At 60.6% G+C, this 23,386-nt stretch carries 19 protein-coding genes; 10 read left to right on the forward strand and 9 right to left on the reverse strand.

All coding sequences use genetic code 11. The features are described from left to right. Position 1 precedes the first annotated feature (1 nt). The 4 genes from C3L37_RS06540 to C3L37_RS06555 all read right to left on the reverse strand — a co-directional run bounded on the left by C3L37_RS06540 (position 2) and on the right by C3L37_RS06555 (position 4,435). Positions 2 to 841, reverse strand: coding sequence for a carbohydrate ABC transporter permease (locus tag C3L37_RS06540; protein WP_129113800.1), 840 nt, complete (start codon positions 839 to 841; stop codon positions 2 to 4). Then, positions 838 to 1,758: a carbohydrate ABC transporter permease gene (locus C3L37_RS06545; protein WP_129113801.1), complete on the reverse strand. Its 921-nt coding sequence runs from the start codon at positions 1,756 to 1,758 to the stop codon at positions 838 to 840. Before C3L37_RS06545 ends, C3L37_RS06540 begins: the two co-directional genes overlap by 4 nt. Then, positions 1,759 to 3,189: an ABC transporter substrate-binding protein gene (locus C3L37_RS06550; protein ID WP_129113802.1), complete on the reverse strand. Its 1,431-nt coding sequence runs from the start codon at positions 3,187 to 3,189 to the stop codon at positions 1,759 to 1,761. It abuts the gene before it with no gap. Positions 3,190 to 3,274: 85 nt separating this feature from the next. Beyond that, positions 3,275 to 4,435 (reverse strand): hypothetical protein, encoded by a 1,161-nt coding sequence (locus C3L37_RS06555; RefSeq protein WP_129113803.1) that lies wholly within the window; start codon positions 4,433 to 4,435, stop codon positions 3,275 to 3,277. Positions 4,436 to 4,572: 137 nt separating this feature from the next. Here C3L37_RS06555 and C3L37_RS06560 point away from each other — a divergent pair, with 137 nt between their 5' ends. The 3 genes from C3L37_RS06560 to C3L37_RS06570 all read left to right on the forward strand — a co-directional run bounded on the left by C3L37_RS06560 (position 4,573) and on the right by C3L37_RS06570 (position 7,973). Continuing rightward, on the forward strand, positions 4,573 to 5,526 hold the full coding sequence (locus C3L37_RS06560; RefSeq protein WP_129113804.1) for an LLM class flavin-dependent oxidoreductase: 954 nt from the start codon (positions 4,573 to 4,575) through the stop codon (positions 5,524 to 5,526). Between the two features lie 132 nt (positions 5,527 to 5,658). Further along, complete coding sequence (locus C3L37_RS06565) at positions 5,659 to 6,765, forward strand: mandelate racemase/muconate lactonizing enzyme family protein (protein WP_164974692.1); 1,107 nt, start codon at positions 5,659 to 5,661, stop codon at positions 6,763 to 6,765. Next, positions 6,762 to 7,973 carry a M20 family metallopeptidase gene (locus C3L37_RS06570; protein ID WP_129113806.1) on the forward strand — a complete coding sequence of 404 codons (1,212 nt, stop codon included), beginning with the start codon at positions 6,762 to 6,764 and terminating at the stop codon, positions 7,971 to 7,973. The genes C3L37_RS06565 and C3L37_RS06570 overlap by 4 nt, the downstream gene beginning before the upstream one ends. A gap of 229 nt (positions 7,974 to 8,202) precedes the next feature. On the opposite strand, the gene C3L37_RS06580 is transcribed toward C3L37_RS06570, so the two are convergent. Further along, complete coding sequence (locus C3L37_RS06580) at positions 8,203 to 8,925, reverse strand: MBL fold metallo-hydrolase (protein ID WP_129113807.1); 723 nt, start codon at positions 8,923 to 8,925, stop codon at positions 8,203 to 8,205. Between the two features lie 124 nt (positions 8,926 to 9,049). Between C3L37_RS06580 and C3L37_RS06585 the strand changes: the two genes are divergently transcribed. The 3 genes from C3L37_RS06585 (at position 9,050) to C3L37_RS06595 (ending at position 12,181) form a co-directional block, all read left to right on the forward strand. Then, positions 9,050 to 10,255, forward strand: a complete 1,206-nt coding sequence (locus C3L37_RS06585; protein ID WP_129113808.1) for a pyridoxal phosphate-dependent aminotransferase — start codon at positions 9,050 to 9,052, stop codon at positions 10,253 to 10,255. Next, a complete protein-coding gene (locus tag C3L37_RS06590; RefSeq protein WP_129113809.1) occupies positions 10,252 to 11,259 on the forward strand; it encodes a Gfo/Idh/MocA family protein in 1,008 nt (335 codons plus the stop codon). The genes C3L37_RS06585 and C3L37_RS06590 overlap by 4 nt, the downstream gene beginning before the upstream one ends. Before the next feature lie 499 nt (positions 11,260 to 11,758). Beyond that, on the forward strand, positions 11,759 to 12,181 hold the full coding sequence (locus C3L37_RS06595) for a TIGR03668 family PPOX class F420-dependent oxidoreductase (protein WP_129113810.1): 423 nt from the start codon (positions 11,759 to 11,761) through the stop codon (positions 12,179 to 12,181). Between the two features lie 1,016 nt (positions 12,182 to 13,197). Here the strand turns inward: C3L37_RS06595 and C3L37_RS06600 are convergent. Continuing rightward, positions 13,198 to 14,475, reverse strand: a complete 1,278-nt coding sequence (locus tag C3L37_RS06600) for an orc1/cdc6 family replication initiation protein (protein ID WP_129113811.1) — start codon at positions 14,473 to 14,475, stop codon at positions 13,198 to 13,200. A 2,251-nt stretch (positions 14,476 to 16,726) separates the two neighbouring features. Here C3L37_RS06600 and C3L37_RS06605 point away from each other — a divergent pair. Then, positions 16,727 to 17,461 carry a helix-turn-helix domain-containing protein gene (locus C3L37_RS06605; RefSeq protein WP_129113812.1) on the forward strand — a complete coding sequence of 245 codons (735 nt, stop codon included), beginning with the start codon at positions 16,727 to 16,729 and terminating at the stop codon, positions 17,459 to 17,461. A 91-nt stretch (positions 17,462 to 17,552) separates the two neighbouring features. Here the strand turns inward: C3L37_RS06605 and C3L37_RS06610 are convergent, their stop codons facing one another. Then, positions 17,553 to 18,365 (reverse strand): endonuclease/exonuclease/phosphatase family protein, encoded by an 813-nt coding sequence (locus tag C3L37_RS06610; protein WP_394345787.1) that lies wholly within the window; start codon positions 18,363 to 18,365, stop codon positions 17,553 to 17,555. Between the two features lie 386 nt (positions 18,366 to 18,751). Between C3L37_RS06610 and C3L37_RS06615 the strand changes: the two genes are divergently transcribed. Both C3L37_RS06615 and C3L37_RS24755 read left to right on the forward strand, forming a co-directional pair. After that, on the forward strand, positions 18,752 to 19,528 hold the full coding sequence (locus tag C3L37_RS06615; protein WP_129113814.1) for a ParA family protein: 777 nt from the start codon (positions 18,752 to 18,754) through the stop codon (positions 19,526 to 19,528). Beyond that, the gene (locus C3L37_RS24755; RefSeq protein WP_228546140.1) at positions 19,521 to 19,970 is read left to right on the forward strand and encodes a hypothetical protein; all 450 of its coding nucleotides are present in this window, start codon (positions 19,521 to 19,523) and stop codon (positions 19,968 to 19,970) included. The genes C3L37_RS06615 and C3L37_RS24755 overlap by 8 nt, the downstream gene beginning before the upstream one ends. 53 nt (positions 19,971 to 20,023) lie before the next feature. Here C3L37_RS24755 and C3L37_RS06625 read toward each other — a convergent pair whose 3' ends face one another. Both C3L37_RS06625 and C3L37_RS24760 read right to left on the reverse strand, forming a co-directional pair. Then, positions 20,024 to 20,497: a type II toxin-antitoxin system VapC family toxin gene (locus C3L37_RS06625; RefSeq protein ID WP_129113815.1), complete on the reverse strand. Its 474-nt coding sequence runs from the start codon at positions 20,495 to 20,497 to the stop codon at positions 20,024 to 20,026. Positions 20,498 to 20,506: 9 nt separating this feature from the next. After that, complete coding sequence (locus tag C3L37_RS24760; protein ID WP_228546141.1) at positions 20,507 to 20,890, reverse strand: HTH domain-containing protein; 384 nt, start codon at positions 20,888 to 20,890, stop codon at positions 20,507 to 20,509. Between the two features lie 995 nt (positions 20,891 to 21,885). Here C3L37_RS24760 and tcuA point away from each other — a divergent pair. Beyond that, positions 21,886 to 23,319 (forward strand): FAD-dependent tricarballylate dehydrogenase TcuA, encoded by a 1,434-nt coding sequence (gene tcuA / locus C3L37_RS06635; RefSeq protein ID WP_228546142.1) that lies wholly within the window; start codon positions 21,886 to 21,888, stop codon positions 23,317 to 23,319. The last annotated feature ends 67 nt before the right edge of the window (positions 23,320 to 23,386 follow it).

Genomic DNA, 23,386 nt, shown 5'->3' on the forward strand with positions numbered 1-23,386 from the left:
ATCAGACAGCCCCCGTTCCTTTCGCAATGCCCTTGCCCAGGTACTTTGCCATCAGCCAGAACAGCGCGAGGACCGGGAGCGTCGCGATGACGCCGACGGCGCTCAACAGTCCCCAGTCGACGGCGTACGATCCGAGCAGCTGGAACAGTGCCACAGGGACGGTGTGGCTCGCGGACGACGTCATCAATACGTACGCGAACATGTACTCACCCCACGACATGATGAACGCAAACGTTCCAGCAGCGATGATGCCGGGCGTCGCCTGCGGAATCGTCACGTGACGGAACGCCTGTAACTCGGTCGCTCCCTCGACGAGCGCCGCTTCCTCCAGTTCGCGCGGGACATCGTCGAGGAACGCCTGCAGGATCCACAGACAGAACGGTAAGGCGAGCATCGAGTGGAGCACGATGAGCGTCACCGGGTTGCCGAGCATGTCTAGCGTCGAAGCAAGCTGGTACATTGGAACGATGAGCGCAACGTGCGGGAACATGTACGTTAGGAGGACGAGCCGAGCTGCCGCCCGGCGACCGGGGTAGGCGAAGCGCAACACGCTGTAGGCTCCGAACAGCGACGCCGCCGTCGTCAGGATCGTCGTTCCGATGGCGACGACCAGGCTGTTTTTCACCGCGTTAAGGAAGCCGATCTCGATCGCCCGGTCATAGTGAGCGATCGTGATGTCGGCCGGAACCAATGTGATATCGCCGTACAGAAGCGAAGATGGCTCGAACGACGACTTGAGTATCCAGAGGAAGGGAAAGAGGAAGGCGACGAGCACGACTGCGAGCAACAGGAACCGAGCGCCCTCCGCGAGTCGATCGACGGTGACGTATCCTGCTCTCATGCAAATTCACTCTCCTTAAATTCGCGCTGTCGGAAGTACAGTACCACGAACACGACCAAGAGCAGGAACAACACGACGCTGATGGCGCTCGCGCCGCCGATGTTGCGGAGGTTGAACGCAACCTCGTAGATTAACACAGGAAGCGTCGTCGTGACACCCACAGGCCCACCGCTCGTGAGCAGCCAGATAAGGTCGAAGATGTTGAACGTGAGCAGGAAGCCGATGAGGCCAAGAATGAGCAACGAGTTCGTGAGGTGGGGATACGTCACGTGGTAGAACTCGGCGAGACGACCCGCGCCTTCAATCCGCGCAGCTTCGTACTCTTCGCGAGGGATCGTCTGCAAGATCGCGAACACGACGAGCGCGACGAGTGGTGCCCACCGCCACGTATTGATGAGAATGACCATCGGGAACGCCAGTTCCACTTCCGAAAACGGGTTGACCGGCGCAGAGAGGATCCCACCCTCCAGCAGCCACGCGTTTATCGGCCCGTACGAGGCGTTCAGCACCCACTGCCACGCGATCGCCGTGACCGCCGTGGGAATCACGAAGGGGATGAGCATCAGCGTTCGAACGGCGTCACGACCGAAGAAGTGGCGGTGGAGCAGGAGCGCGATGCCAATGCCGACGACGCCCTGGAGCACCAAGTTGGCAACGGTCCAGACGACGCTCCGTCCCACGACGGTCCAGAAGGTGTCCTGACCAAACAGCCAGCGGTAGTGCTGGAGCCCCACGAACTCGTTCGTCCCGATGTTCATAAAGCTGATCTGGATCGCACCAAGGAACGGATAGACGAGTGCGACAGCGACGATGGTGATCGCCGGGATCATGAGCGCCATGCCCGTGAGCGGGCGCCGGTCGGATCGACGCGAGCCTCGTCGCCAGCGTTTCGCCGGAAGGTACTCTGAGATACCCATCTATAGCCCCCCGCTCCGTCCGACGCCGAGCACTTCCTGAAGCCGATCCTGTCCCCACGAGGCGGCATCCTGCGGCGACCGGTCGTTCACGACCAGTTGCTGGACGACCTCGGCGAGCACGTGCGATCCCTCTAGCTCCCCCACGCTCGGGATGTACAGGTTGTTTTCCGTGTGGATGTCCCGGAACCCATAGATGGAGGCGTTCGGAAGCGCCTCGAATTGGGTTCTGACCATGTCCTCGTACCGGCTGATGAGGTCGTGATTCCAGTACGAATCGGCGTTCTCGCCAGCCTTCGTCACCGGCAGATAGAGGGTCGGTTCGAGGTTCGCTAGCCACTCGCCGTAGTTTGCGGGATCGTGCATCCACTCGACCCACGTCCGGATAGCGTCCTTCTTCTCCTCGTTGAACACCATGATGTTGTTTACGTAGTGGACGCTGCTGGATCGCCCCCCGCTCTCGACCGGCGGCTGCTGGATGGCTCCGAAACTGTCCGCCAGGTCGGTTTGCTGGAGGCTTCGGATCCAAGAGGAAAAGCCGATCGTGGAGTGGGCGTTTCCCTGCAGCAGGGATCGCTCCCACTCGGCCCACCCCCAGCTGGTCGCGTCCGGCGGGCTGGCTTGGTTGAACATTCGCTTGTAGAAGTCCAACGTTTCGACCGTTTCTGGGGTATCAAACATAATCTTCCCGTCCGGTCCGTACACGTATGCGTCGTTTTCAATCATCAGCGTGTAGAGGTTCTCCGTCGTCCACAGGTTTTTGTTCGCCGGCAGGACGATGCCGAACCGGTTCGCCCCCGCGTCCGTCACCTGCGACGCGCTTTCAAGCCACTCGTCCCAGCTTCCCGCCGGCCACGCGTTGACGTTACTGTACGTGTCTGTTCGGAAGTGGTCGAGGAACACCATGTCCCACATTGGGACGCCCCACGTGCCGCCGTCGTACGTGAAGGGTGTAACTGTGTTGTCGTACAGGTCGCGCTGACCGTCGACCTCCTTGACAATATCGCCGACGTCGACGAGGTCACCCTGCGCCTGAAACGTCATCGTGAACGCGGGGAGGGAGAACATGAAATCGGGCTCGTTGCCCGCTTCGAGGGCACTGCTGAGCTTCCCGAACACTTCGTCCCAGTTCTGCGGCTCCTGGCGAACGCTCATGCCCTCGTGTTGCTCGTTGAACCGCTGGATGAACCGATCGAACACCTCGACCCGGTGCGGAACACTCTCTTGGTGCCAGAAGACCAGTGTGTTCTCATCCCCGCCGTTCCCCGTTCCGCCGCCGTTTCCGCCCTGCTGGTCGGTGTTACCGGTGAACAGGCAACCAGATAGGCCGACCGTCGAGGTCAGTCCCGCCGCCGCGAGGAACCGTCGTCGCGACGACGGTGGTCCTCGACCTTGTGGTATGCGCTCATCCGTCATGGCTAACGGCTCAAACATACGCCGAAAACGGACATAAGCGTTGCGGGCCGGTACAGCGAGTGCAGGAGTGGATGAAATGCCGCGTCGAGCGATTGGTGGTAGATCAATCTGTGGTCCGCCGGATCGCGGTCCCGATCCAGTCGAGGTTTCGGCTCGGAAGCAGCCCGTAGTTGTAGAACGAGATTCTGTCCACCCCAGCGTCCCTGACACCGTCGACCAAGTCGTAAACCGTCTCCTCGTCGTGGACGGCCGGATGACCGGGTAACAGGCCGGCGTGGACCGAAGCGTCAGGCGCGAGTGCCATCGCGGTTTGTAACCGTTCGACCGCCTCCCGCCGAGAGGAGACGTACGCGATCACGGTATAGTAATCGAGTATCTCAGCGTGCTCCTGGAGGTCGATTCCCTGCATCCACGCGTTTTCGACGCCGAAGAACCCGGTGTAGTACCCGAGTGCCGCGCTGTCCACCACGTCGGCGAGATCCGCGAACAGCGAACCGAGCGTGTCGGTGCGGGCGGCGGCGTACGCGCGGACCTCGGGGTGGCGCTCGAACCATTCCGCGACGTCGACGTCGGCCGGGAGCCGTCCCTCGGCGAGATCGACGATCGTCTCCCGGCAGCTCTCGCGGGCGCATCCCACGTCGACGCCCGCAACGCGGGCGTTCTCCCGACAGTGGTCGCAAAAGCAGAGCCCAAAGAGGAACTCCCCGAGCATCCCGAGCTCCGCGTGGAACTTGTCGTGGTGCCACCCGAAGCCGCTGCCGTGGAAGTAGTCGAACGTCTCCAATTCCACCCGCTCAAAGGAGAACCGGTCGGTGAGGTCGCGGACGAGCGCGAGCAGGTACGCTCGCACGTCGGGGTGAGACGGACACAGCCCGAAGACGAGTGGATCGCCGAACGGGTTTGTGAGCGTGACGTCGGGGTGGCGCATCCCGAGTCGGGAGTTGTGACAGCCGACGGTCCACGAGTTCAACGCGAGCGGCGTGTCCGCGAGGCGCTCGTCGATCCGCGCGACCCAGTCGTCGCCGTCCATCACCTCGTTCGAGACCGGCGAGAGGCGTCCGTACGCGTCTCCGGGCCGAAAGTACGAACTCGCGCGGGCGAAGAACGTCTTCCGTCGAGGGTTGTGCGGGAGGAATGGTTGGACCGAGTGATAGTTCGTCGCAAGGTTGACTTCAGTCACGCCGAGGTCGATTAACCGGTCTACGACTCGGTCGACCCCTTCGTCGAGCAGGTCCCAGGGGTACGCCCACAGTGCGAAGTCCATGCTACGACAACGCACGGCAAGCCGCTTACCCGTTACGGTGGATCCGGGGGCGGAGCCGTCCTTGGATCGACGACCTCACGCGTCTCCGCGCGCGATCCGACGGTATCGTTAACACGCACACCCGCGTATCAACGCGCATGAGGCTCGGAATCGACCTCGGGGGGATGTACGAACCGCCCGACTACTACCTCGACCGTGCGCAGTCGGTCGAGGCGGCCGGGTTTGATTCGCTCTGGTTCGGCGATCACTTTCAGCCGTGGTTTCATGACGGGGGACGCGCGCCCTTCGCTTGGTCATGGATCCCGGCGGCGCTCGAACGAACCGACGCGATCCCGATCGGCGTGTTCGTCACGCCGCCGCTGTACCGGTATCATCCGCTTGTCGTCGCCAACGCCGCCGCGACGCTCGACAATATGTACCCCGGGCGCTTCCGCCTCGGCGTCGGCACGGGGGAACGCGTGAACGAACACCCGTTCGTCGACGAGTGGCCCTCGTGGGCCGAACGCGGGACTCGACTCACGGAGGCGATGGAGGTCATCCGTGCCTATTGGACAGCGGACAATTTCTTCGGCTACGACGGCGACCACTTCTCGTTCGACCCGATTTATCCATATGAACAGCCAACAACGGAGATCCCGGTCTACTTCGCCGCGACCGGGCCGAAGAGCGCCCACCTCGCCGCCGAACATGGCGACCACCTCGTCACCATCGCGAGCGTTCCGGACGTCGAATCTCACGTCGTCGAGCCGTACCGCGACGCTGGCGGCGACGGCGAGGTCGTCTTCCAGACTGTGGGCGGCTTCGGCGATGTCGAGCGGCTGGTCGACCGGGTCGCGTCCTCCTTCGCCTCTACGCTGCGTCCGGAGAACCTCGGCGAGCGCGATCCACGGCGGTTGCAGACGTCCGGGGAACGGATCTCGCGCGCGGAGATCCGCGAGGCGTTCCTGTTCGCGTCCACCGCGAACGACGTGCTCGCGTGGCTGGACGAACAGGCGGCGAAGGGCGCAGACCACGCCGTGATCACCGACGTCAGCTTCGAGCAGGAAGTCTTCTACGAGGTTGCGGCCGAAGAGATCCTTCCGGCGCTGTGAACCAGAGCGTTCCGAACGTTGACGATCAGACGGCATCGCGAACGGCGAGACCCCGCTCACTGTAACGGTCGACGTCCGCGTCCATGCGATCTACTACCAATGTTGAAGTGGTCCGGCGGAGAATCCCCGCGTATGCGTATCGAACAAGTCACGATACACCGGTACGAGATACCGCTGGAAGAACCGTTCGTCACGGCGTTGAAACCGATTCCGGAACTCGAACGGGTTTTCGTCGAGGTCGAGACCGACGACGGCGTCGTCGGACTGGGCGAGGGGGCACCCGCCTACGAGGTGACCGGCGAAACGCAGGGGTCGACGGCGGCGGTTCTCGAAGACGTGCTCGCCCCCCAGGTGCTCGGCGAGAACCCCGTCGACGTCGAGCGGGTGACGCGTCAGATGCGGGCGCTCGTCGACGGCGCGCCGAGCGCCCACGCGGCGATCGAGATTGCTTTGCAGGACATTCGAGGCAAATGCGCGGGCCTTCCGCTCTTCCGGTTGCTCGGCGGGAATGCGACGGAGGCGACGATCGACGTGCCGAAGGTCCTTAGCATCAAGTCTCCGGAGGAGATGGTAGCCGACGCCCTCGAAGCCGTCGAAGAGGGGTACGAACAGCTCAAGATCAAAGTCGGTACTGATCCGGCGACGGATGGAGAGCGCGTGTCGGCGATCGCGGAAGCGGTCCCATCCGAGATCAGTCTGAAGGTAGACGCAAACCAAGGGTGGGGCGACGCGAAGACGGCGCTTCGGGCCATCAAAGGTATCGCCGAGTTCGTCGACGTCGTCGAACAGCCGGTCGCCAAGGCGAACGTGGACGACCTCGCCTTTCTCCGCGAGCGCGTCGACGTGCCGGTGATGCCCGACGAGAGCGTCGAGACAGCGAACGACGCCGTCGACCTGGTGAAACGGGGAGCCGGCGACATCTACAACATCAAATTGATGAAGACCGGCGGCATCACCGAAGCGACCCGACTCAACGCGGTCGCGGCGGCGGACGGCCGGCCGACGCAACTCGGGTCGATGGTCGAGGGGCACATCGGAACGGCCGCGGGCGTCCACTTCGTCGCCGCGTTCGAGAACGTCGTCTGGAACGAAATGGTGGGGCCCTTCATGACGACGGAGGGGATAACCGACCTCGACACGAACGTTCCCCGGATCACGGTCGAGGGACCGGGACTCGGGGTGAGCGTCGATCGGAATCGGCTTCGATCGCTCCGCAGCGGACGCGCGGTGGTCGAATGACGCACGACGACGAGAACTCTGTGCCCAGCGACGAAGATGCGCTGCTTCGGTTGATCGCCGATCTCGTCGCACGGCCCAGCGAGAATCCGCCGGGCGAGGAGACGGCCGTCGCCGAGTATCTCGCGGATCGACTCGAAGCCTCGGCCGTCCCCTTCGCGGTCGAGACGTACGACGCCGTGGACGGCCGCCCCAACGTCGTCGCGCGGGCGGGCGACGCGTCCCGCGGCTCCGTGCTACTCACCGGGCACACTGACGTGGTCCCGGCCGACCCGGACGAGTGGAGCGGCGACCCGTACACGCTCAGGCGGGAGGGCGACCGTATCGTCGGCCGCGGGGTGTCCGACATGAAAGCGGCGCTCGCGGCCGAACTCCTCGCCGCGGAGTCGTATCTCCAATCGACGGACGAACCCGGGGAGGTCGTGCTCGGCTTTGTCGCCGACGAGGAGTGGGGCGGTCGCGGAACCCGGGCACTCGTCGAACACGGCGTCGACGCGGACTACGCCGTCGTCGGCGAGCCCACGGACCGTCAGATCTGCGTCGCGCAGAAGGGCGTCGCGCGCTATCGGATCGCTGTCCGTGGCCGGAGTTCCCACTCCGGGCGGCCGGACGCGGGGATCAACGCTATCGAGGGGATGCACTCCGTATTGACGCGTCTCGTCGCGTTCGACGAGCACCTCCGCGAGGAGACGAGCCACGATCTCCTCGACCCGGAGACGGGGACCGTGACCGAGATCAAGGGTGGATCCGCCCCGAACGTTGTGCCGGACCGGGCGACCGTCACCTTCGACTGGCGGTTCCTCCCCGGGGCCGTCGAGAGCGGCGAACCCAGCGAAACCGGCGAAGCCGCCGCCTGGTTCGACGAACGTCTGAACGACCTGCTTGCCGGCGTCGAGCGTGACGGTCGACCGATCGAGCACGACGTCGAACGCATCGTGTTCGCCCGAGCCGCGGAGCTTCCGACCGAACACAAACTCGTTGAGACGATGGCGACCGCGGCGGCCGACGTCGGCGTCGACGCCTCGCCCGTGGGATTCAACGCCGCGACGGACGCGCGGTTCCTGATTCACGACGCCGGGGTTCCCACCGTGCTGTTCGGTCCGGGGAGCATCGAAAGCGACGCTCACACGGTCGACGAGTCGGTTCGAGTGGCCGACGTCGCCGACTGCGCGCGAGCCTACGAACGAGTACTGACGCTGCTGCTCGAGTGAACGACCCACCTTCCCGCTCGCCTGACGGCTCGCGCTTGAGGGGAGGGCTTCCTGCTTCAACGACGCGCTGTGTAGGACCCGAATCGGTGCCTACAGGGAGCGAGTAGGGCAGGGTAGTTCACATAAACCGAATAGCTCTCATAATCACCGCAGCTCCGGGTCGGGTTCGGGACGGCGAGGCGTTCGCGCTTTGGATGTCGGGATGTGCACGCGCGGAACGATAGGATGGTCACGTTTTGGACGGGGGAACGTACATCCCATCGAGCGCCTCGGCGGCCTGGTCGACGCTCTCCTGTCCGTCTTCGAGCCGCGGAAGGCCGTGCCCTGGGAGCAGCGCGTCGATGTCGCGTCCGCACAGATTGCCGATGTCCGATCGGTATGCGGCGAGAGACGATCCGGAGACGTTGAGCAGGCTGATCGACCCGTCGGGGTACACCGCGTCGCCGACGAAGCAAACCCGTCCCTCGTCGGTCTCCGTCACATAGCACACGTGATCCGACGCATGTCCGCGGAGCGAAACGACGTCGAAGGCGCGGCCGCCGACGGTGATCGTCGTTCCCGGGGCGACGGCCCGGTCGGGTTCGTAGTTCGCGAACTCGTAGTCGGGCGGGTACACGCCGTCGCGTTTCGCGGCGACGATTCCGAGCTCCGCCTCGGTCCCAGTCCGAAGCAGGTCGGCGCTCGCGTTCGACGCGATCACAGGAACGCCCGCCCGTTGTAGCGCCGGGCCGCCCTGAGAGTGGTCCGCGTGCGCGTGGGTGAGGAGCGCGCCCACGGGGTCGCCGATCGTTCCGCGAGCGTTTTCGAGCAGCCGTCGCGCTGCTCGACCGCCGCCCATATCGACGAGCACCGCGCCGTCGGGTGCCTCGATCGCGTACACGTTGCAGTCGTAGCGGTCGGTGAGCCTCGCCTCGCCGGATCCGACGAGGGCGAGCGACTCCGTGAGTCGCATGTATAGACGACAGACGGCCTCGACTGTAGCTCTGTGGGTCGCGGTCCACCATCGAAGGGGCGATGGTCTTTCGCCGCACCGACGAAACGAACATATATGCCTCCTGACCCAGAGATACTCTCACATGCCTCCGGACTCATCGGCGGACCTTTCGGTCGACCACCTCGCGGACAGAATCGGCGGCGTCGAGCGGTCGAAGATTCGCGTGATGTTCGATCTCGCGCGTCGACTCGACGATCGAGACCTCGTGCACCTCGAAATCGGCGAACCCGACTTCGATACCCCCGAACATATCACAGAAGCCGCGTACGGGGCGGCCCGAGGCGGAAAAACGCACTACACGCCGAACGCGGGGACGCTCGAACTCAGGCGGGCCATCGCGAAGGCGGCGGCGAAACACGGCGGTGATCCCGTCGATCCGGAGACGGAGGTCGTGGTGACGGCCGGCGCGATGGAAGCGCTCCACCTGCTGATGTTGACCCTCGTGAATCCGGGCGACGAAGTCATCGTGCCGTCACCCTCGTGGCCGAACTACGAGATGCAGGTGAAACTCGCGGGCGGGCGGCCGATCCACACGCCGCTTTCGGCGGAACAGGAGTTCGACCTCGACCCCGAGCGGATCGAGGACGCCCTTTCAGACGACACCGCCGTCGTCGTGCTCACGACGCCGTCGAATCCGACCGGTCGGGTGTACGACCGCGACGCCGTCGAGGCGGTTGTGGCGGCGGCGGCGGACCACGACGCGTACGTCATCGCTGACGAGGTGTACCGACGGTTGACGTACACCGATCGTGCGCCGAGCCTCGCGACGGCCACCGACCATCCGAACCACGTGATCACGGTTGATTCGTGCTCGAAATCGTACGCAATGACGGGGTGGCGAGTCGGTTGGTTGATCGCCCCTGAGGAGGTGGCGACTGCGGTCACGACGATCCACGAAAGCACGACCGCGTGCGCCGCGAGCGTCTCACAGCACGCGGCGGTAGCCGCGTTGACAGGACCGCAAGCGCCCGTCGAAGAGATGCGCGCTGCGTTCGGACGACGGCGCGACTACGTCGTCGATCGGATCGCCGACATTCCAAAGCTCTCCTGCCCTGAACCGGAGGGAGCGTTTTACGCGTTCGTCGACGTTTCGAAGCTTCGCGGGTCGAGTTTCGACATCGCAAAACGGCTCCTGTACGATTACGGCGTCGTCACAGCACCCGGAGAGGGATTTGGTGATGCTGGCCGAGGGTACCTCCGACTGAGTTTCGCGAACAGTCTCGAACGCCTCGAAACCGGCCTCGATCGCGTCGAGACGATGGTCGAAAAGGAGGAAGGGCCGTCGTGATCCGCATTGCCGTCATCGGCACCGGGTTCATGGGCCGGCACCACGCCCACGCGGTGAGGGACCACCCGTCGCTCGCGCTGGAAACGGTGGTCGATATCGACGAGAAACGCGCGACGGACGTCGCGGAGCGGTACGGGGCCTCGCGCGCGCTCACTGACTACGAGACGGCGCTCAACGGCGTCGACGCGGCGATCGTGGCGACGCCCGAGTCGGCGCACGCGGAGCAGGCGCTGGCGGTTCTCGACCGGGACCTCCCCTTGTTACTCGAAAAACCAATCGCAGCGACGGTGGCGGAAGCGGCCGCGGTCGTCGAGCGAGCGAAAGAGATCGATGCGACCGCTGGAGTCAGCTTCGTCTTACGGTACGATCCGGCGTACGCCGCGGTCCATGAGGCGGCGGTGACGGGCGAGCTAGGCGATCTCGTTAGTTTGCGAGCCAAGCGGGGAATCACCGCCGCGGAGTCGCGGCGAATCGGGACTCGGGGTCACCCGCTGTACTATATGAACGTTCACGACATTGACGCTATACGCTGGACCGTCGGCGAAAACGGTGCTGTGCGACGCGTTATGGGCGTCCAGCGGCGCGGTGAGCTTGACGAGATCGATGTTCCAGACGCGACCCAGGCGCTCCTCGAATTCAGTAACGGGACGATCGCCAGCGTCGAGGGCTACGGAATCCTACCGGCGGATGTTCCAGGGGGAATTGAAGCCTCGTTCGAGGTCGTCGGCACCGACGGAACGGCGAGCGTCGAGACGCCGGGTAACGCCGTGACGATCCACGGCGACGGGTACGATCGGCCAGACACCCGACACTGGCCGGTCGTACATGGACGGATGGACGGAGCCGTGCGGCGACAGATCGATTGGTTCGCGAACGCCATCAAAGGTAAGGGCGAGATGCTGGCGACCCTCGAAGACGGGTATCGCGCCCAGGTCGTAGCGAAAGCGATTCGAACGGCCATCGAGGAAGGAAAATCCATTCCTGTCGGGTGGGACGACGCATGATCGTGAGGGCAAGTGAACTACTCCGACCTCCCGCACTCGGGCCTACCCGGCCCTCGCTTGTTGAGGTCGGAGCTTCCTGTTTCTGTGTCGAAACTTGCACCCGAAGGCACAGCGGTTCCAGACTCCGCAGGCGACTTCCCGTTACGGGTGGTTCGGAGTGTCCCACTCCTACCTGTTGGACACTCAGCCACAACCGACGGTGCGCGCTTATTGTCGCGCTTGAACACCGCCGGGAGTGTGGTGAGCATCGTACTACCTGCTTCGACCGCGCGGGTAGTAAAGTTGCCGCAGGCAGTGAACGTGAACTATGCGGGCGCTGTATCCCCTCCCTGCTCGCGGCTTCGCCGCTCGCTGAGGAAGGGGGCGTAGCGCCCTCGATTAAAGCTAAACCGAGGGCTGGTTGAAACCGAGAACCGACCGAAACCGAGAAATGGCCGAAGTCGACGGTGTCGGATCGACGCCCGCACGAATAACGTTCGTCGAGGCCTAACGGCTCAGTATGTCTCTCTCGGAATCGGAACGGGCGTTCGTCGACGCGGCTCGCGTGGGACGGATGGCGACGGCTGACGCGAATGGGCGTCCCCACGTCGTCCCAGTCTGCTTCGCGTTGGTCTCCGATATCCTCGTGACGCCGATTGACGAGAAGCCGAAGGTGGTGGGCGGAGTGGAACTTCGACGAGTTCGCGACATCGACGAGAATCCTTTCGTCGCCGTCGTCGTTGACAGGTACTCGGAGGACTGGGAGGCGCTTCGCTGGGTCCAGATCCGCGGCCGCGCCGATCTCCTTTCGCCGGACGAGGAAGGCCACGCCGACGCGATTGCGAAGCTTCGGGCGAAGTACGACCAGTATGCGGACCACGCGCTGGAGGACCGCCCGCTCATTCGCGTCGTTCCCGGTCACACCGTATCGTGGCGCTCGTGAAATTTCCACCATGTCGATGCCGAAAAAGCCCCGCAGCCAAACAAAATCGCACGAAAATAATCGTACAACTTTTCTGCGGACGTTCCATCTTCACGGTTGTTCGTTTCTGGTTTCGCGGTCGTTTGTACCTTCCCGTTATTCGCCTCTTCACGACAGCGTGACTACGTTCGCTCGATTCGCGCGTGTTTTCGCTCGCCGGCGATAGTTCGTACCGAATTGAGATGCGACGTAATCGACGTGTCCACGAACCCGTGTAGTGGTCTCTCAGGAGAGCGGCGTCGAATGCGCAAATACGATCGATTGTCGGGGGAAGTACCATGAGTCACCATATTCGTGAGATTTTCGCTTCTTTTCCTTTATAACTTCGTTTGATATCGTGTCAAAACGGCGAATATCCAGGTCTCGATCCCCACTTCCGTTGCTTGCTTCACCTTCCGTACTGTACGACATCTCGGTTACGAATAGGTCCAATTACTTCGGTCGAATATTCTGTCATAGGTCGGGGAACCACGAATGGTTGTGTGCTCGTCTCCACGAATCGCCGCTCGCCCGAAACGTTCGTACAAAGTCACTGGTAGAGCGAGTGGCCTATATAGAGTGTGCCAAAAAACTGAAAACAGCGTGTTTCTGGCCTAGCTGCGGTGCGCTTCTGAATCCTCAAGAACTCGTTTCTGACGCCACGAGCGCTTTTTAACGCGACGACGTGCCGGTTGTTCGGCTGGATACGAGTTTCTGGAGCGTAGTCGAATCACTCCAGAATAATCAGGGTAGTGTTGGTACTCCGTAAGCTACCCACGACTACAGTCGTGGGCTTTCTCGCCCTACAGTTATGTGAATACACTCTTGATCGGGGGTGTGGGGTCCGATCAACAAGGGTTAGACTCCCGTTATCCGGTAGTCCGTTCAGGCGAGAACGCACAGGGCATCACGGAACACGCCATCCGTCTCGGACGGTGAGCGGACGAGGGACGGTACGAGCGGATCGCAACCACGCAAGGCAGGATCTCCAGATTACGTCAGGCGATGTCCTCCAGACGGCTATCGCGCAGGACGGATTTCAGGACGATCCCCGTGTCCTGAACTAAGCGGTGTTCGAGATAGCTCCCTTGACCCCGCCCCCCGCCAGTCCGCGTGGATTCGACGACGCCGAGGAACGCCTGTTCTTTCAGGAGTTCGTAGACTCTGTGTTCACTCAGTACGCTGGCGTCGATTCGCTGTGCGATTTCCTTGTATCGATCGTAGATTAGACTCGTCGAGAAGGCGTCTGTGCGCGGATTCTCCTTGGTCAAAAGGGCGAGAGAGTACAGGATGAATTTTACTTGTGTCGTCGACCCGCGGAGGAGTTCTTCGAACCGATCGACCTCGGCCCACTCCTGTGCGTCGCGAACGTGATCATCGGTGACCGTTTCGACGTTATCTCGTTCGGCGAGTTCGCCCGCGTGCCGGAGAATCTCGATAGCCTTCCTGGCGTCGCCGTGCTCCTGTGCGGCGACGGCCGCGGTCAGCGGAATGACGTCACCGGAGAGAACGCCTTCGTAGAACGCGTCACGACGGTGTTCCATGATTTCGCGGAGCTGATTCGCGTCGTACGGTTGGAATACGAACTCCTCTTCGCGAAGGCTGGATTTGACGCGCTCGTTCAGTCGGTTTCGGTATTCGATTTTGTTGCTCACCGCGATGACGCCGAGATGGCAGTCCGCCTTGCCCGATTCGCGGGCGCGCGAAAGCTGCATTAGGATGTCGTCGTCGTCGAGGCGGTCGACCTCGTCGAGGATGATGATGACAGAATCGTAGACCGCGTTGAGAATCTCCCAGAGGTAGTCGTAGTATTCGCCGCTGCCGATGCCCGCGCGTGGGATGTCGAAGTTCGTGCGATCGGTTTCGTTGAGCGACCTCGTGACCGTTCTGGCGACCCTCGTCTGCGTGTTGTGTTGTGCGCAGTCGACGTAGACCGCCCCCACCGAAACGCCGTTAGACTCCGCAGCACGTCCCGCTCGTTCGGTGACGTGACGTGCGACGAGCGACTTCCCAGTCCCCGTCTTCCCGTAGATCATCACGTTGTTCGGCGGATCCCCGCGAACGATCGGACGGAGTTCGGCCGCGACGGCCTCTATCTCCTCGTCGCGACCGACGATACGAGCGCTCTCGGGGACGTGGCCCACTTTCAGGAGCTCCTTTCGGGCGAAAATCTTCGCTCGGTCCGGATCGTCGTCGTCGAGATGGAACAGGGGATCCTTGGGGGGGTCCTCGAACCGATCGTCGAAGTCTGAGAGCTTTGGCGGTTCTTCGGCCATCGATGTGTCATACCCCGTGACCCCGCCACTTAATGGTTCGCACACCTCAGCAAGAGTGTAAATCGACGTGGAACGGAACCGTGACGCTATTTCGTGCAAATATCACCGATCGTGGACTTGGAGGTAGTCACGAGTGATAGATCAGGGTGTCGGCGAGGCCGGTCAAAGTATCGGTGAGGTCGATCAAGATGTGAAGTGCCTCGGGGACAATCCCCGAGGCGTCACCGTTTTGTTTGTGCCGTCCAGAAACGGACGGACAGACGCAGGTGAATTCAATTCCCCTCGACCTTCCCGAAATGGGTCGGCTGGAATTACCACCCGAACACTCGCTGTGTCCGTGAGGGTCGGTCGCTCCACCACGACCCGACAACACCCGTCCCACCACGTCAAGGACGCGGGTTTTGAGAGGTGTCGCATTCCTCGCAACAGCGCGCAGTTGCTTCGGAGTAAGGTCTGTAACCCACCTCGCAACTGTACTCACCAATACGGTGGGATGAGTCAGATAGCTTACGCGATTCATCCTCGGGGTCAAGCCCCGAGGCACTCTCGCTGTATCTCCGTAATGTCATAGAGGTCGGTCGACGTGAGACGGTCGACACCCCTCGTCCAGAGTGTAAACGCACGAGATCGATCGATGATCAGGGTGTCGTCGTCGTGGTGGTTTCGACGGATTCATCGGTTCATCCGCTCCGATCGAAGCGGCACCCCTCGCCCAAAGTGTAACCGGGAAGCGTAACTGAGAGCGATCGACGATTACCTGCTTAGAATTCGAGAACGTCGTCTGACGCACGGCAGACACCCCTCGTCCAGAGTGTATTCCGACCTTCGGACGGGCGAGATAGCGATCGATCGTTATCATACGAACCCCACGAGCCCTACACCCCTCATCCAGAGTGTAACGAGCTGGCAGTAAGGTTTGATGTTCGGGATGTCGAGAGCAGAAGTGACGGAGAATGACGGGAAATAACGGAGAATATGGGAGAATGGCGAGAGTTGGTGATAGGGGTCCTTCATTAGAACAGTCCTCTCATCGGTAGATGATCGTTCTCTGGTAGAGACAACATTATTAGTGTGAATAAGAAGATTTATTACGCTACCCGTCCAATTCATCCTAACTACATTCATAACAACGAATACGACGAATGACTCATTCGTCGGGTTGGTCGTGAACTCGGCCTCAATTTATCCGTGATCTCTGTCCTGCGTGTGGCTGCAAAGTGGCTCCTTTTCGGCTAAATTGGGATTTTCTTTCGACGTCCACCTCGATTTCATCTGGACGCAAACCACCTCCACTCTCACAGCTTTACACTCTGGACGAGGGGTGTGGGGCCACCTTCCCCCTCGCCCTGATCCACTGTTGGTTCGCGCAGAATCTACCGCTTAGCGCCGTCCTGAAGACCTCCGGGCGGTTCGTCAACTGTTCCCCTTATTCAGGGTGGCGTCACGCGACTGCGACCGCTTCACTCCTCTTGCGGTAGCGTCCTTTGGATGATATCGTGCTACATCCCTCTCTGCGCGGTGGGACGCGTAACCCGTGTCTCGGACCGGTCCGTGAAACAAGTGCAAATAAAGGCTTCAAATGATTGTTCCAAACGATGATTTCAAACGGCTGTTTCAATCGATACAATCAAACCTCCCCTCTCATACGAGATCCAGCTTCGACCCTATCTCAAATGCGTCTCCATCCGTCTTTCTCGGCGATCCCTGCTCGAAAGGCCAAAATCCGTCGCAATCGGGGGTGAGCGCCTGCGAGAGCGAAGAAAATGTGCGCGATCACATAACTGTAGAGCGAGGAAGCCCACGACTTGAGTCGTGGGAGGAATCGCCCATCTGTAGTTTCTGTCGCCCGTATCGAAAGAAATAGGCTTTCTCGGGGCGGTTTGTACGACACTGCCGAGCGGCCAAAACGGACGCTTGGTAGGGGCCTCCGTAGGCAGGCCCTGAACTCGGGGACTAAGACCGCGAACGTGACGCCACTGGCCGCTCCGTTCCCACTGTTGGGATTGAGTGGGAGATAAGAACACCGGGAATTAAAGCCGGGTGTGTCGGCTTCGGACGCAGACCACGGGACGGAACACCACGCAGGAATCCCCTCCGTGTGCCCGTCCTGCCGCCGTGAACCGCCCCCACGAGTGACCGAGTCGTGCGCCGAAACCGTCGGGGGAAAGCCCACGACTGTAGTCGTGGGTAGCTTACGTAAATAGCATCGCCACTGTTCTTCCCTCGGGAGCCCCGACGACGAGACGAACCTATGACCGCGAACAACACAGACGAACCGAACGATCGGCAGGGAACCGAGACCGAGGAGATCCGCCAATCGAGAGAATCGTCGACGAGATACGCAACCGTATTGTTGGAACTTGGAGACGAGGGCTCGGACGCCACTGACGATTCGATCGCGGGATCGCCCGCCGTGACGCGGGAGCGGTTGTACCACTTCAATCCCGTCGACGACGGGACGGTCGTTATGCTCTCGGACCTTCGGGGGAACCTCGACCGGGCTCGAACGGCGCTCGCGTCGGATCCGAGTGTGTTGAATTACGACGTCGTCGACCGAGGGGACGGTGAAGGATTCGCGTACATCCACTGTGAACTCCGGGACCCCGTAAAATCCCTCGTCTCGACGCTCCACGAGTACGAGATCGTGCTCGACACGCCCATCGAGTTCGCGGACGGCGGAACCGCCCGCGCAACGCTGATCGGCGAGGCGATACCGCTCAGAGAGGCGCTGGACGCCATCTCCGGGCTCGTCGAAGTACGCCTCGAAAGGACTGGCGCGTACCATCCCGATAGACGGGACCTCGGATCGCGGTTGACCGACCGCCAACACCAGATACTTTCGATCGCGGTCGACTGCGGCTACTACGAGGTACCGCGTCGGGCCACGCTCGAGGACATCGCCGCAGAAGCAGGACTCAGCCGAGCGACGGTCGGTGAACACCTCCAGAAAATCGAGGCGGCGGTTCTCTCCCGGGTCGCCCGGTAACTCGTGCGGACTCGAATCCGAACGAATTCGAACACCCGCGTTCCGTACACGCGAGAACCTTCGTTTCTCAATTAGTTCGCCCCGAGGCGGTTCACTCCCCCTTCCGGGGAAGCCACGGACGAGGCGCGAATTCGAAGTCCGCGACGACGGGGAGGTGATCCGATCGGTACTCCCCTGCCCGGACGTCGAGGGTCCGATACTCGTGAACCGAGGCTTCCTCCGTCGTGAAGACGTAATCGATTCGATCCTCAATCTCGGGGGTGAACCCGTGGAACGTCCCCCAGGGCCCGTGCACAGAGCGCGTGGTCGTTTCCCTCCGCGGATCGACGAGCGGACTCCCGGTACCGCCGGCAATCCCGGTCAGCAACTGGTACGGTTCGTCGCTCGGTTTCGAGTTGAAATCCCCCGTTATGACGACCTCCTCTTTATCGGCTGCGCGCTCGTGTGCGCGCCGCTTGAGGAGCCGCGCGGACTCGCGGCGGGCCCGCTCGCCGACGTGTGAAAAGTGGGTGTTACAGAACCACACGCGCTTTTTCGTCTCGCGGTCGGACAGGCTCGCCCAGGTCGTCACCCGTGGGAGATCGGCGTCCCAGCCGACGCTCGGCTCGCGGGGCGTCTCCGAGAGCCAAAACGCGCCCGTTTCGAGCGCCTCGAATCGGTCTTTTCGCCACGCGATGGGGACGAATTCGCCTTCGCGGTCGCCGTCGTCGCGACCGACGCCGTACCACTCGTAGTCTTCGAGCTCCTTCCGGAGGTAGTCGTACTGGTTGGGCTGCGCCTCTTGAACCCCGAGGAGTCCCGGATCGAGCGTCATGACCGTTTCGACGACTCGGCTGCGCCGTTCGTCCCACGGATACTCGTCTTCGGGATTGTCGTATCGGATATTGAACGAGCACGCCCGCAGAGCGTCCGATCGAGCACCGGTGCTGGGCCCGCGAGCGCTCGCGCGAGTCGTCGCTCCGAGTGTCGTTAGTCCCCCGAGTATGAACCGTCGTCGTGACGTGGTAAGCGCGAAACGCATCAATTCGTCCAAAACGAGTTTATTATATTTAATTTGCTATGAATAATATATTATACTCTGTACGGCTCTTCTTCGCCCGGGAGCGGCTTCGAAACGGCCGGACGCCTCTGTGAACCACCCTGCCCTGTCCCTACTCACACTCCTCACGGTCTCTCTGAGTTGGTGTTGTGAGTGAATAGGTGAATAGACGTATAGGCGCATAGTTGTCTTGTTGATTTATTCACCTATGTCTGACATACGTTTTTGTCGATGGATACGAACAGTCGTCTATGCGCCTATGCGTCTCAAACCAAAAAGGCGGGACGGGAAAGACGACCGTCGCGGTCAACGTTGCAGGAGCGCTTGCAAACCGTGGCAACGACGTCCTCCTCATCGATCTTGACCCGCAAGGCTACGCTACTGAGGGGACTGGACTCGGCGATGCGTATGATGAAGACTCGTTGACGCTCCATGACGTTCTTCTTGAATTGGACAATATCGGGCGTCTCGGCGAGCTCATCCGCGAAGGTGTCGAGTTCGATGTTATCCCTTCAAACGCCACACTGACAGCAAAGAACACACAAACCCAACTGCAACAAGCAAAGGGAGGGGAACGTCGCATCGGAATGGCTCTCGATCGCCTCGACCGAGAGTATGACTTCATTGTTATCGACTGTCCTCCTGGTCTTGGCGCGCTCACTGACAACGCGTTACTCGCGACCGGTCATGTCTTGATTCCAGCGGAGACGAAAGGGACGTCCATGCGAGCACTTGAGCTGCTTCGCGATCAGATCGATAGTCTCGCCCTTGTCTTCCCTGACAGCGAGATCGAGCCAGTTGGTGTCGTTGCGAATGAAGTCCGAACGGATGGCGTCTCTGAACAAATGCTCGAGTGGTTTAGCGAGGTCTTTGGAGATGCAGTCCCGATCTACGAGGTTCGAAAGCGTGTTGCCCTTCAACGAGCGCTAATGGCAGGACGGTCGATTCAGACTCACGACGAAGAGTGTGATATGGAAGCGGTTTTTGATGAGATTGCCGCGGATTTGGAGGTGAAAGTACATGAGTGATAACGACCGCGCCGAGAAGCTTGCTGGTCGGTGGGGTGGCAGCAACACGCCCGATGACTCAAGCGTTGAAGACGCCGCAGACGAACAGGCATCACAGACGAATAGTCGAATAGACGAACAGGCGACTCAGTCGAATAGGCACATAGACGAACAGGCAGACGGTTCATCTCAGTCGTCTTCTACTCCCTCACAGACGGCTGAGCAGCTTTCGACGCGAGAAATGAAGTCGCAGATGGTCTATCTTCACCCCGACTTCTACCAGGAGCTGGATCTTGCGTTCGACGAATTGAACCTTCGATACAAGCGCGAGCACGGCGAGACACTTGAGAAGAACCGCCACTACTTCGCAGGTCTCCTCCGTCTCGGGTTTGAACAACTTGGTGATGTTCGTGAGCGTGAGCTTGCTGAGCTCACTGAGGATCTCAATATCCCACATCGCTAGGCACAAATCGCAGCCGATCCTTTCACCGAAGCCGTCTGCTAGGAGAATCCAGGTTAGGCGTGTGGAAGGGCCGTAAAGCCGAGTGTGCGGAAGCCTGCGTCGTAGCTGAAGATATGATCGATCCCATAATCATCTGCCTGGACTGCAATCACATGATCGGTGAGTGAAATGGCTTGGTCCTCATACTCGCGGAATTGATCGAGTGCACGGTCGACCAGTGATGGTTCGGCGTCGAGAACGCGAACGGTCTCGGTTTCAAGCACTCGTTCTACCGCTTGATGGGCAACGCGCGCGTCCGCGTGTGAGAGTAACAACGAGATGATTTCATCGAGCACGTACTGATTCGTGACTAATGGATAATACGGGAGGTCGTTACTTCCGATCGCTTGGATTACTGGCCGAACTTCCTCGTGCTTTGCTGAGCGGGCATAGAGATGAGCGACGATCGCGTTTGTATCGATGAAGAGTGGAACGCGCCCATGAAAGTCGTCTGCCGGTTCAAAGCGTGGAAACTTAGATGACGTCACGACGCTCCCTCACTCGTCGAACTCGCTGAGCGCATCGCCAAGTATCTCATCAGTATCGGCGACCGGAATTGGCTCGCCATGATCACCTTCGAGGCCAGATTCAGCAAAGAAGGGATCATCACGATTGTGCTCGCCACCGTCATTGAGCAGTGGTTCTTCTTCTGTGAGCCACCAGACGACCGCTCGAGCCCCGACTTTCCGCCGAGCAACTCGGCCCTGGTCGTGGAGAACAGTGAGCTTCTGCCTGACGGCTTCTGGCGTACAGTCAAGTATCTCCGCAATATCTCCTGCGGTGGCGACTGGATCGTCGACGGTGCGCAGTACCTGTAGAATGCGCTCTGGCGTGACCGTCTCGACGAATTCACCGGCGTCGTTCCGCACTCGTTCACTCATGCTTCTGTCTTTGAGTTCAGGCGACTTAGGCCTATTGGTACGTACGAACAGGAAATTGCTTCTTACCTATTGGCACGTACAAATTGGTAAGAAGGACTAGTCTCTCGGGGCGTGGAAACGTCCAGGTGCGCCAACACCCGAACTGGCTTTCTCTATGGCAGGAAGACCATGTCAACGAACCCGTCCACCACAAAGAAGCTGGGAGTAGCGGTGGGCTCAGTGGGCGCCATGTGGTTGGATTGTGGTACAGTGTGGGGGTAGATAAATTCACTGTACATTACGCGTCTAACGCATAGTACCATCTCAAATATCCCTTCTCCCGATATCGCCACCTACAGGCGATCTACCTTCCTTGTAGCCAACTATAAATACAATAATGATATATGGAATCTAAACGTCTAAGACGCAGAGTTTCGGAGGATGAGGTTCTGATGCGTGCCTACCAGCATGGTATGTAGGGTATTGTTCGAGTGGAGAATCAACAGACATAGACCAAATCATGCGACGAGCTATGAAAAGAAGGCAGGCATCATCCGGCCAAACTTCGAACTTGTGGTTCAGTCAGTGGTTACGTGTGGAGAGGAGATAGTTCACATCTCTAGTTCTGGTGCACCGCGGAACCAGTAATAGAGTGGTCCCCCAGCTAGCGCTGTGATACTGCCAGCTGCAAAATACGTGACTGGATTCATAGAATTGGTCCCATCCCAGTTCTCTCTCTTAATCGATGGCACCATCGGAGGTGAGGTAATTGGCCTTGACTCGGTTAACCTCACTTCCCCATTACCATTCGTGTGTACGATGGCTCCGACTATACGTGTACCACGACGCGTGCGGCCCGCCAATTACGAAGCAGGACGACCACAGCAAACGGTGGGTGAGTATGCGTTCAACCTGTAAGCCATTGTTTGGTTGGAGTTCCGACTCCGTTTCCAGTCTGTATCGGTGTATCGCCGACACCGAATACTTATTTAGCTCTTGGTTCAGTATGGTACCATGTGGCACGCAGAAACATGAGCCAGCAGTATTACGATATTGTCGTGGTAGGGTGCGGTATGGCCGGTCTCACGGCCGGACTTCGAGCAGCGGAACTTGGACAGTCCGTGGCGGTTTTGGAAAAGTCTCCAAAAGCGGAGCGCGGAGGACAGACAGGGTACAGTGAGTCGTTCCGCGTCCCATCGGCTGACACTGACCTCACTGAATTTGGCTATGAGTTTGCAGTCCCCGACTACACAGCCGACCAGTTTTACGATGATATCATGGCGCGTACCGACGGTCAAGCAGACCCCGACATCGCACGCACACTCGTTGACAACGCAGGTAGGACAATCGAGTGGCTGACTGAACACGGCGTCGAGTGGGATATGGAGCCGCTTGCGGTTGGATATACCGTCGGCCGGACCTGGTTCGACAACGATCAGCTGGTTGCTCACCTCATCCACGAAATCCAGGACCACGGTGGTGACGTCTATTACGAGACGAGCGCGAGGCGACTGCTTCAGGATGATGCATTTCGGGTAGTCGGACTCGAAGCAGCAAGCGGAGACGAGTGTGTCCGTTTCGACTGCGGAGCAGTTGTCCTCGCTTGCGGCGGGTACGAGTCAAGCCCTGAGAAGCGCGCACGGTATTACGGGGCCGGATTTGACGACATGAAAGTTCGCGGCAGCGGGTACAATACTGGTGAAGCCATTGAAATGGCGCTTGCTGCGGGCGCCAACGCCACCGGCCAGTGGAGCGGGGCCCATATGGCGCTCATCGACGCCAACTCGCCCGACGTCGGCGGAGGTGCGAATCGTGTCGATGGCTATCAATACGGCGTTATCCTGAACGTTGACGGAGAACGCTTCCTCGACGAGGGCGAAGATGCTCGCGCGCACACCTACGCCAAGTTCGGCCGAGAAATTTTCAAGCAACCGGAACACCTTGGGTTCATTGTCCTTGACTCGAAGACGCACGGCCTCGTCCGGGCGACAGGTCCCTCTGAGCCAGCGGTCGCAGACTCTCTTGAGGATCTCTTTGCGCAACTCGCTCTCGATGCGTCTGTTGCACAATCGACCATCGAGACATTCAACGCCGCCTGTGCTCCCGACGAGTTCGATCCACATGTGCTCGACGGCAATGCGACCGAGGGCGATCTCCGTCCGCGAAAGTCGAACTGGGCACTGCCGATAGACGATCCGCCGTACTACGCCTACAAGGTCACCGGCGGTATCACCTTCAGTTTCGGTGGTGTTGAAACGAGCAGCAATGCGGAGGTGCTTGACGACCGACGGCGAGTCATCCCTGGCTTCTACGCGGCCGGCAACGCCACTGGAAAGCTTTTCTACAATAACTATCCTGGTGGGACAGGGCTGACGAATGCCGCCGTCTACGGGAAAATTGCGGCCGAACAGGCCGACACATATCTCGACCAGCGAACCGGCTCCAATTGACGTTGTCCGTCGGTTGGCTCCCCACCATCGGTTTTGTGTCGGTTCGTTACGTTGCGTCTCGATTACA

The organism is Halegenticoccus tardaugens (genome assembly GCF_004116405.1).
Lineage (GTDB): Archaea > Halobacteriota > Halobacteria > Halobacteriales > Haloferacaceae > Halegenticoccus > Halegenticoccus tardaugens.